This is a genomic window from Devosia insulae DS-56, from assembly GCF_000970465.2.
In the GTDB taxonomy this organism is placed as follows: Bacteria; Pseudomonadota; Alphaproteobacteria; order Rhizobiales; family Devosiaceae; genus Devosia_A; species Devosia_A insulae.
Genome location: NZ_LAJE02000092.1, coordinates 1 through 8,844, shown reverse-complemented (window position 1 = coordinate 8,844; position 8,844 = coordinate 1). Strand labels below are relative to the sequence as shown.

Genomic DNA, 8,844 nt, shown 5'->3' with positions numbered 1-8,844 from the left:
GGAAACCATTAGGCTCAAATGGCATGGCAGGCTCCAAATCAAGTCTCGCAACTCGATTTTATGCCAGATCACCTGGCGGTGCCTGCCTTGCACCACCCCAAACAAACAAAAATCCCGGACACTAGTGCGCGAAAGCGGGAATCCACAGTGCCGCCAGCGCCGGCGAAGAGATGGATTCCGGCCTGCGCCGGGATGACATCGGTGGAGAAGGAAGCCATGCGATTCATGCTCACAAATGCCAGAGGCGGGGCAGGGTGCCGGCGCCGGAGAGCTTTGCGATTATTGGGGTGATGATCCGGCGCAGCGCAAGCCCGGATGGCGCCATGGCGCGCACGACGAGCCGCTCGCCGATGACGCTGGCGGCGGATTGCCCGGTGGTGAGAGCGCGGACCGGGTCGAGCTTTCGCTCCGCATCGGTGCCGACATAGAGCAGGGTGGCGAAAGCGCCAGCGCCGGCCAGCAGCGACAGGCCGTCGCGCTCCAGCGGATCGGTGCTCAGCCGCGTCGCCTCGGCATGGAGCAGCCGGCCGTCGCGACGGATGCGCCAGCTGTCGCTGAGCCGGGCGCCGCGAGCCGCCTCACCCATCGCCTCCCGGCCGAGGATGATCGCCTCGATGGCGAAGAAACTGGCGTCGGGAGCGAGGTCGACCTCGAGGCTGCGATTGAGCCGGCCGCCCTCGTAGAGAATGGTCTCCTGCGGCAGCCAGTCGAGATGCGCCCCGGCGCCGACCTCGAGCCGAGTGCTGACCGTGGCGTCGTCGCCGAGCGAGCGGTAGACCCGCTCGCAGGCCTGGGTGGTGAGCACCATCCTGGCGCCGGGCGCAGCCTTGGCGTCCCAGCTTACTTCATCGCCGCCGGTCAGCCCACCGGCGGTGTTGATCAGCACGGCTTGCAGGCTCGGGTCATGCGTATGCGGCAGCCGGATCTTGGCGCAGCCCTCCTGGAACAGGGTAGTCAACCGGGTGCGGCCGTCGAGCACCTGCGTGGCGATGCGGCCGGTGCCGCGGGCGCGCTGGTGGCGAGCGAGGGCTTGAATTGCGCTCATCGGGAAACCCCCGTCTTCCCTTCTCCCCTGAGGGGAGACCGGACGAGGGCGTGGCCCTCGCCGGGAGGTGGTGCGCAGCGCCGGATGAGGGGTTCAGCGGTGCCCCACGCGACATGCCGCAGCACACCGCCATGCCGCCAGCGAGAGCGGGCGGAGGCGCTGAACCCCTCACTCTGACCCCCTCCCCTGAGGGGAGAGGGGACGCGCGGGGCAGCGCCAAGCACAACAACCGACACGCTCACACCATCAGATGCCGGCGCACCTCGGGCAGGTCGAGGTCGGCGGCGGGGCCGGAATGCATGATTTCACCGCGATCCATGATGTAGATGTCGTCGGCGATCTCCCGGCAGAAGTCCAGGTACTGCTCGACCAGCAGGATGGTCATGCCCTTCTGGTCGCGCAGGAACTGCAGCGCCCGGCCGATGTCCTTGATGATCGAGGGCTGGATGCCCTCGGTCGGCTCGTCGAGCACCAGCACCTTGGGCCGCGTCACCAGGGCGCGGCCGATGGCCAGCTGCTGCTGCTGTCCCCCTGAGAGGTCGCCGCCGCGGCGGCCGAGCATGGATTTGAGGATCGGGAACAGCTCGTAGATGTAGTCCGGCACGTTGCGGTCGGCCGCCTTCAGCGGCGCGTAGCCGGTCTCGAGGTTCTCCTTGACCGTCAGCAGCGGGAAGATCTCGCGCCCCTGCGGCACGTAGCCGATACCGAGCCGGGCCCGCTTATAGGGCGGGGCCTTCTTCAGCACCTCGTCGTTGAAGACGATCTCGCCTGAGGAGATGTTGTTGATGCCGGTGACGGCGCGCAGCGTCGAGGATTTGCCGACGCCGTTGCGGCCGAGCACTGCGGTGATCCGGCCGGGCTTCGCCTCGATGCTGATGCCGCGCAGCGCCTGCGCCGCGCCGTAATGGAGGCCTATGTCACGGATGGAGAGGGCGGTGGTCATCGGTTCTGTTCCGGGCCTAACGCTGTACGCAGCGTCACAAGGGTCAGCTTCTGGTTGTGATCATCGCCCTCGCCGAGCTCGGCAACGGTCTCCGCCATGACGATGAGATCGGCGCGCTCTTCGCGCGTCAGCTTCCGGCGCCATAGCGGCTTGAAGCGGCGTACCACGTCGCGCGCATCGGCGACGTCGCGGGCCGCCCATTGCGCGTAGGAGACGACCTCGTCGAGATCGGTATCAGCAACGATCCGGCTGAGCTCTTCACGAATCCTCGGTTCGGCAAGATACAAGGCGTCGCGCTTCTCGTTGGCGAGCGCGTGGAGGAAGACTGCGGCAGCAAGCGCCGGGTCTTCGATCGAAGCGAGCGCCGAGCCCTCGGCCTTCTTCTTGAAGTTGTTCATGCGGATGCGGCCCTGGACCCGGCCAACCACGCTTCCGACGTCGTCGACCACCTCCTTGGCTGCCTTGACGCGCCAGTACCACACACCCGCGGCAGCAATGATGCCGACAACAATTGCCAGAATATGCATTTCAATATCCCCAAGCCGCGCCTTCGGTCGCGTGATCGCCGGGGATATTGAAGAGGTGAGGAGGTTACTGCAACGGATCATCGCCCGAGATACCGTTCGATGACGATGGGATTGGCGCTCACCTGGTCGAGCGAGCCCTCGGCCAGTACCGAGCCCTCAGCGAGGCAGGTGACGCGGGTACCGAGTTCGCGCACGAAGCTCATGTCGTGTTCCACCACCACCACCGAGCGGGTCCTGGCGATCTGTTTGAGCAGCTTTGCCGTTTCCACGGTTTCGGCATCGGTCATGCCGGCCACCGGCTCGTCGACCAGCAGCAGCTTTGGGTCCTGCGCCAGCAGCATGCCGATCTCCAACCACTGCTTCTGGCCGTGGCTGAGGTCGGCGGCGAGCTCGTCCTTGCGCGCCGTGAGGCGCACGGTTTCGAGGATTTCCTCGATGCGGGCCTTGTCCTCGGGGCTCTCGGAATAGAGCAGGGCGGCGAGCACGCTGCGCGGCCGCTTCAGCGCCAGCACCAGGTTGTCCCAGATGGTGTGGCTCTCGAACACCGTCGGCTTCTGGAATTTCCTGCCGATGCCGAGATTGGCGATCTGCGCTTCGTCGAGCTTGGTGAGATCGGTGCGGCCGTCGAAATACACCTCGCCGTCATCGGGGCGGGTCTTGCCGGTGATGATGTCCATCATGGTGGTCTTGCCGGCGCCGTTCGGGCCGATGATCGCCAGCATCTCGCCCGGGTGGACGATGATCGAGAGGTGGTTCAGCGCCTTGAAGCCGTCAAAGGAGACGGAGACGCCGTTGAGATAGAGCATGGTGCCGGATTTGTCGGTCATTCGGCGGGCTCCGGCACGGGCTTGGGTTGCGGCAGGGTGGACGGGTCCTCTCCGGCTTCGGCGGCCGAACTCGCCTCCTTGCCCTTGCGGGGCTTGAGCTTCTGGAACAACCCGACAATGCCCTTGGGCATGAACAGGGTGACGAAAATGAAGAGGCCACCGAGGCAGTAGAGCCAGAAATCGGGGAAGGCCCCGGTGAATACCGATTTGCCGGCATTGACCAGCACGGCGCCGATGATCGGGCCGATCAGCGTGCCGCGGCCACCGACGGCGACCCAGATCACCGCTTCGATGGAGTTGGCCGGGTCGAACTCGCCCGGGTTGATGATGCCGACCTGCGGCGTGTAGAGCGCGCCGGCGATGCCGGCCAGCACGGCCGACACCACGAAGGCAAACAGCTTTACGTTCTCCGGCCGCCAGCCGAGGAAGCGGGTGCGGCTTTCGCCATCACGTACCGCGACCATCACCTTGCCCAGCTTCGAGTTGACGATGGCCGAGCAGATGATCACCGCCAGCGCCAAAGCCAGCGCCGAGGCAGCGAACAGCCCGGCGCGGGTGGTGGCAGCCTGGACGTTGAAGCCGAGGATATCCTTGAAGTCGGTGAGCCCGTTATTGCCACCGAGCCCCAGATCGTTGCGGAAGAAGGCGAGCAGCAGGGCGTAGGTCATCGCCTGGGTGATGATCGAGAGGTAGACGCCGGTGACGCGGCTGCGGAAGGCGAACCAGCCGAAGGCGAAGGCCAGCAGCCCCGGCACGAACAGCACCATCAGGAAAGCGAACCACCAGAGGTCAAACCCATGCCAGAACCAGGGCAGGTCCTGGTAGTTGAGGAACACCATGAAGTCGGGCAGCACCGGATTGGCATAGACGCCGCGCGCGCCGATCTGGCGCATCAGGTACATGCCCATGGCATAGGCGCCGAGCGCAAAGAACGCAGCGTGGCCGAGAGAGAGAATGCCGCAATAGCCCCAGACCAGATCGAGGGCGAGCGCCAGGAGCGCATAGTTCAGGTACTTGCCGAGCAGCGGCACCATGTAGTTGGGCAGGTGCAGCGGGTTGCCCTCGGGGATCGCCAGATTGGCGACCGGAATGGCGACGGCGATGAACACCAGCGCCACCACCAGCCAGATGGCCTTCCTGTCGAGGGCGCGGAACAGCATTTGTGTGATCATGATTCAATCGCCCGGCCCTTGAGGGCGAACAGACCGCGCGGGCGGCGCTGGATGAACAGGATGATGAGGATCAGGATGGCGATCTTGGCCAGCACCGCCCCGGCGTAGGGCTCGAGGAACTTGTTGGCGACGCCGAGCGATACGGCGCCGATCAGCGTGCCCCAGAGGTTTCCGACGCCGCCGAACACCACCACCATGAAGCTGTCGATGATGTAGCCCTGGCCGAGATTGGGCGAGACGTTGTCGATCTGGCTCAACGCCACGCCGGCCATGCCCGCAATGCCGGAGCCGAGCCCGAAAGTCATGGCGTCGACGAACGGAGTGCGGATGCCCATGGCCGAGGCCATGCGTCGGTTCTGCGTCACCGCCCGCATCTGCAGGCCCAGCGGCGTGCGGTTGAGGATGATCTGCAGCGCGATGAACACCGCGATGGCAAAGACGATGATCCAGAGCCGGTTCCAGGTGAAGCTCAGGTTCCACAGCTCGAACGTGCCGCTCATCCACTGCGGTGGCTGCACCAGCTTGTTGGTGGGGCCAAAAATGGTGCGCACCAGCTGCTGCAGCACTAACGACAGACCCCAGGTGGCGAGCAGGGTTTCGAGCGGCCGGCCATAGAGCCAGCGGATGATGCCGCGCTCGATGCCGATGCCCACCAGCGCAGTGATCAGGAAGGCAGCGGGGACGGCAAAAGCGAGGGAGTATTCCATCAGGCCCGGCGCTACCGACTGGATCACCAGCTGCGTGACATAGGTGGTGTAGGCGCCCAGCATCACCATCTCGCCATGCGCCATGTTGATGACGCCCATCACGCCGAAGGTGATGGCAAGGCCGATGGCGGCGAGCAGCAGTACCGAGCTCAGCGAGATGCCGTAGAGCAGGTTCTGGCCGACATCCCAGACGGCGAGGGTGCGGCCGATCGAGTCGATGCCGGCCGCGATGGTCGGCTTCAGCTCATCTGGCGCAGTGTCGAGCGTGTTGCGCAGCACGGTCTGGGCGGCGCGGTTGTTCTGCGCCACGACGAGATCAACCGCAGCGCGCTTGTCTTCCAGCGCGGCATCGGTCTTCAGGACGATCAAGGCGCGCGCCATCTGCATGGTGCTCTTGATGCCGGGATCGGCCTCGGCAGAGATCGCCTGGTCGAGCAGTTCGAGCATGGCCGGATCGGCATTCTTCAACACGCTTTGCGCTGCCGACAGCCGGGTCGGCTGGTCGGGGCTCAGGAGTGTCAGCTTGCCGATGGCAGTGCGAATCTTGCCGCGCAGGCCATTGTTGGTCTTGATTTTTTCGAGCTCACCGCTGGGCAGGACGCCGAGATCGGCGCCATCGACCGGGTCGGTCAGCTGCAGTCCACCGGCGGCCTTGCTGGCGATCACCACCTTGCCGTCGGATTCGCGGATATAGAGGTTGCCGTCGCTCAGCGCCTGCAGCACCGGCGGTACGCGCTCGTCGCCGGTGGCGACCAGCACATCCATCGCCTTGGTGCGGTCGGCGAAGCTGCCGGGGCCGAGCGCGTTGATTTGCGCGGCGAAATCCTCCTGCGCCACAGCGGGCAGGGGAGTGAGAGCCAGAGCGAGCAGGAAGGCAATCAGAGTGAGAATTCGGGTGGCCATCGTGGTCGCTCTGTCGCGGGAAGGGGCGCAGTAAGTGGCGACGGCGGAGACCCGCCGTCGCCTTAGTTCGCGTGGCCTGACTGGCCTACATCGCGGTCGCGGCGACTTCGCAGGTGTTGGTCGCGGTGTTGAGGCGGCCGCAACCGGTCAGCGGGTCGGTCCAGTCGGCTTCGATGCCCTTGTCTTCGGGCAGCACATCCGACCAGGCATCGCCCGGGACGTCGCCTTCGGTCTGCCAGACGGTCTCGAACTGGCCGTCGGCCTGGATCTCGCCGATCAACACCGGCTTGGTCAGGTGGTGGTTCGGCAGAACCTTGGCAGTGCCGCCGGTGAGGTTCGGCACTTCGAGCCCGACAATGGCCTTGAGCACGGCGTCGGTATCGGTGGTGCCGGCCTTCTCGACCGCCTGCACCCAGAGCTGGAAGCCGAGATAGGCCGCTTCCATCGGATCGTTGGTGGTGCGCTTGTCGTTGCCGATATAGGCGTGCCAGTTCTTGATGAACTCGGCATTGGCCTCGTTCTCGACCGACTGGAAGTAGTTCCAGGCGGCGAGGTGGCCGACGAGGGCAGAGGTGTCCATGCCGGCGAGTTCTTCTTCACCGACCGAGAAGGCGACGACCGGGATGTCCTCGGCCGAGATGCCCTGGTTGCCCAGTTCCTTGTAGAACGGCACGTTGGCGTCGCCGTTGATGGTCGAGACCACGGCGGTCTTCTTGCCGGCCGAGCCGAACTCCTTGATGGCAGCGACTTCGGTCTGCCAGTCGGCGAAGCCGAACGGGGTGTAGTTGATCTTGATGTCTTCGGGCGCCACGCCCTTGTCCTTGAGGTACTGCTCGAGGATCTTGTTGGTGGTGCGCGGGTAGACGTAATCGGTGGCCTCGAGCACCCAGCGCTTCACGGAGCCGCCTTCTTCGCTCATCAGATAGTCGACGGCGGGGATCGCCTGCTGGTTCGGCGCGGCGCCGGTGTAGATGACGTTCTTCTCGGACTCTTCGCCCTCGTATTGCACCGGGTAGAAGAGAATCGAGTTCAGTTCCTTGAACACCGGCAGGACCGACTTGCGCGACGACGAGGTCCAGCAGCCGAACACGGCGGCAACGCCGTTGACGGCGATCAGCTCGCGGGCCTTTTCGGCAAACAGCGGCCAGTCGGACGCGGGGTCGACGACGACGGCCTCGAGCTGCTTGCCCAAGACGCCGCCCTTCTTGTTCTGCTCATCGATGAGGAAGAGCATGGTGTCCTTCAGGGTGGTCTCCGAGATCGCCATCGTCCCCGACAGCGAGTGGAGAACGCCCACCTTGATAGTGTCCTGCGCATAAGCAGTGAGAGGCGCGAGCGCCCCGGCAGTCATCGCGACCCCCAGGCCGATCCCGGCCATCATGCGATTAAGACCTGTCATACTTACCTCCGACAGTTTGGTTGTTTGCACCGGGGAGGAAGTTGCAATCGCCGTGCCAGCACCGAAAACCGCTGCCAAACCGCTGACTCTGCTAGGGTCTTTCGATGCCGGCCGGTTTCGCGCGACGCAACTGATGCATACGGATCGGCTTGCGCTGCCGGTTCTCTGGGCAGCGCCGTTAGCGTCTGCTTAAGAATTGGGCAGAGGTCTCGCGTGCCCAAGAACGGGTGTGTGTGTGTGCGCCCTGCGGTGTATTCACATAGCTTGGTGACCGCGCTTTGCAGCCCTGCTAAAAATCGGGCACCGGAAGTTCGCTTCCGGCAGAGAGGTTGTTTGCACCACACCCTCGGCCCCGCGTCGGCAACGACGCGGGGCTTTCGCTTGTGCCGTGTGCGATCGTGACCTTGCCCCGCAACCATCCGCTCCGTTCGCCGTTAAGCCAGCAAGCCGCCGGAGATGTCGTTCCCGGTGCACAGATATCGGCCGATGTTGCGAGGGCTGACGCTCCCTCGTGGCTGACGCCGGTGGGGCGCGGAGCTTCGGCTTCGCGCCTTCTTTGTTGGTGGGCTCGAGTCGCAACCCGTGACATCTACGCGTTTGCCGCCATGTCGATAGGTACTGCCACAGAGTGGCGCCGCAACCAGCTGTTTCGCCTGAATCAAAAGCGCGACCGCGCCCGATTCTGCAGCGCTGCCCGGCGCGCGCGTTCGCAGGTGTCGCGACCGAGACGGTACTTGTTCATAAGCCGTCCAAAGCTGTCAGCGTCCTGTCATCTTGCTGGGACAAGTTCCAGCGACTGCACTCAAAGTGTTACCAAAACACTTATGAGCATCGAAATGCCCGCGCCGCCTGCGGTTTTCAACAGGTACAATATTCGAGGCGACAGCCATGGTGCGGGGGGATGACTCCCGGCCTACGCGCTGCTGCGTAGCCCCGGGCGCAGCTTCCGGTGACGTCTTGCATTGGACTCAAGCTTCAAGAAAATTGTTCCGACCCTAAGTGTCACCACTTACAAGTATACGCAACCTTGCCATATAAGTGTCTGTGCGTAATTCTCGCAATTGACGAAGACGCGGAATATATTGGCCAACCAATCACAAGTTGATCAGCTTTCGCTCCGAAGCTTTACAGCGGCCTCATAGACGCATATTCATCAGCCGACGGGCGGCGGATGTAACGGAGGTTGGTCATGAGAAGCAACGTTTTTGCGGCTTTGGCGACGTTCACAATCGTCGCGGGTATGAGCGTCACTCAGGTTAATGCCGGGGGGCTGCTCGGTGGGCTTACCGAGACGGTTGGCGGGGTCGTGGGTTGCGTGACC

The 8,844-nt window shown here is 64.3% G+C and carries 7 protein-coding genes; all 7 read right to left on the bottom strand.

Features of this window, described 5'->3' with window-relative positions; translation table 11 throughout:
- Positions 1 to 229: 229 nt before the first annotated feature.
- Entirely contained in the window at positions 230 to 1,045 is an 816-nt protein-coding gene (locus tag VW23_RS06370) for an urease accessory protein UreD (RefSeq protein WP_069908747.1), read from the bottom strand.
- Positions 1,046 to 1,283: 238 nt separating this feature from the next.
- Complete coding sequence (gene urtE, locus VW23_RS06365; RefSeq protein ID WP_069908746.1) at positions 1,284 to 1,988, bottom strand: urea ABC transporter ATP-binding subunit UrtE; 705 nt, start codon at positions 1,986 to 1,988, stop codon at positions 1,284 to 1,286.
- Positions 1,985 to 2,596, bottom strand: a complete 612-nt coding sequence (locus tag VW23_RS06360) for a hypothetical protein (RefSeq protein WP_141728242.1) — start codon at positions 2,594 to 2,596, stop codon at positions 1,985 to 1,987. The genes urtE and VW23_RS06360 overlap by 4 nt, the downstream gene beginning before the upstream one ends.
- Positions 2,593 to 3,342, bottom strand: coding sequence for an urea ABC transporter ATP-binding protein UrtD (gene urtD, locus VW23_RS06355; RefSeq protein ID WP_069908744.1), 750 nt, complete (start codon positions 3,340 to 3,342; stop codon positions 2,593 to 2,595). The genes VW23_RS06360 and urtD overlap by 4 nt, the downstream gene beginning before the upstream one ends.
- Positions 3,339 to 4,514: an urea ABC transporter permease subunit UrtC gene (gene urtC, locus VW23_RS06350; protein ID WP_069908743.1), complete on the bottom strand. Its 1,176-nt coding sequence runs from the start codon at positions 4,512 to 4,514 to the stop codon at positions 3,339 to 3,341. The genes urtD and urtC overlap by 4 nt, the downstream gene beginning before the upstream one ends.
- Positions 4,511 to 6,124, bottom strand: a complete 1,614-nt coding sequence (gene urtB / locus VW23_RS06345; protein WP_069908742.1) for an urea ABC transporter permease subunit UrtB — start codon at positions 6,122 to 6,124, stop codon at positions 4,511 to 4,513. The genes urtC and urtB overlap by 4 nt, the downstream gene beginning before the upstream one ends.
- A gap of 85 nt (positions 6,125 to 6,209) precedes the next feature.
- A complete protein-coding gene (gene urtA / locus VW23_RS06340) occupies positions 6,210 to 7,475 on the bottom strand; it encodes an urea ABC transporter substrate-binding protein (protein WP_244513412.1) in 1,266 nt (421 codons plus the stop codon).
- Positions 7,476 to 8,844: the final 1,369 nt, after the last annotated feature.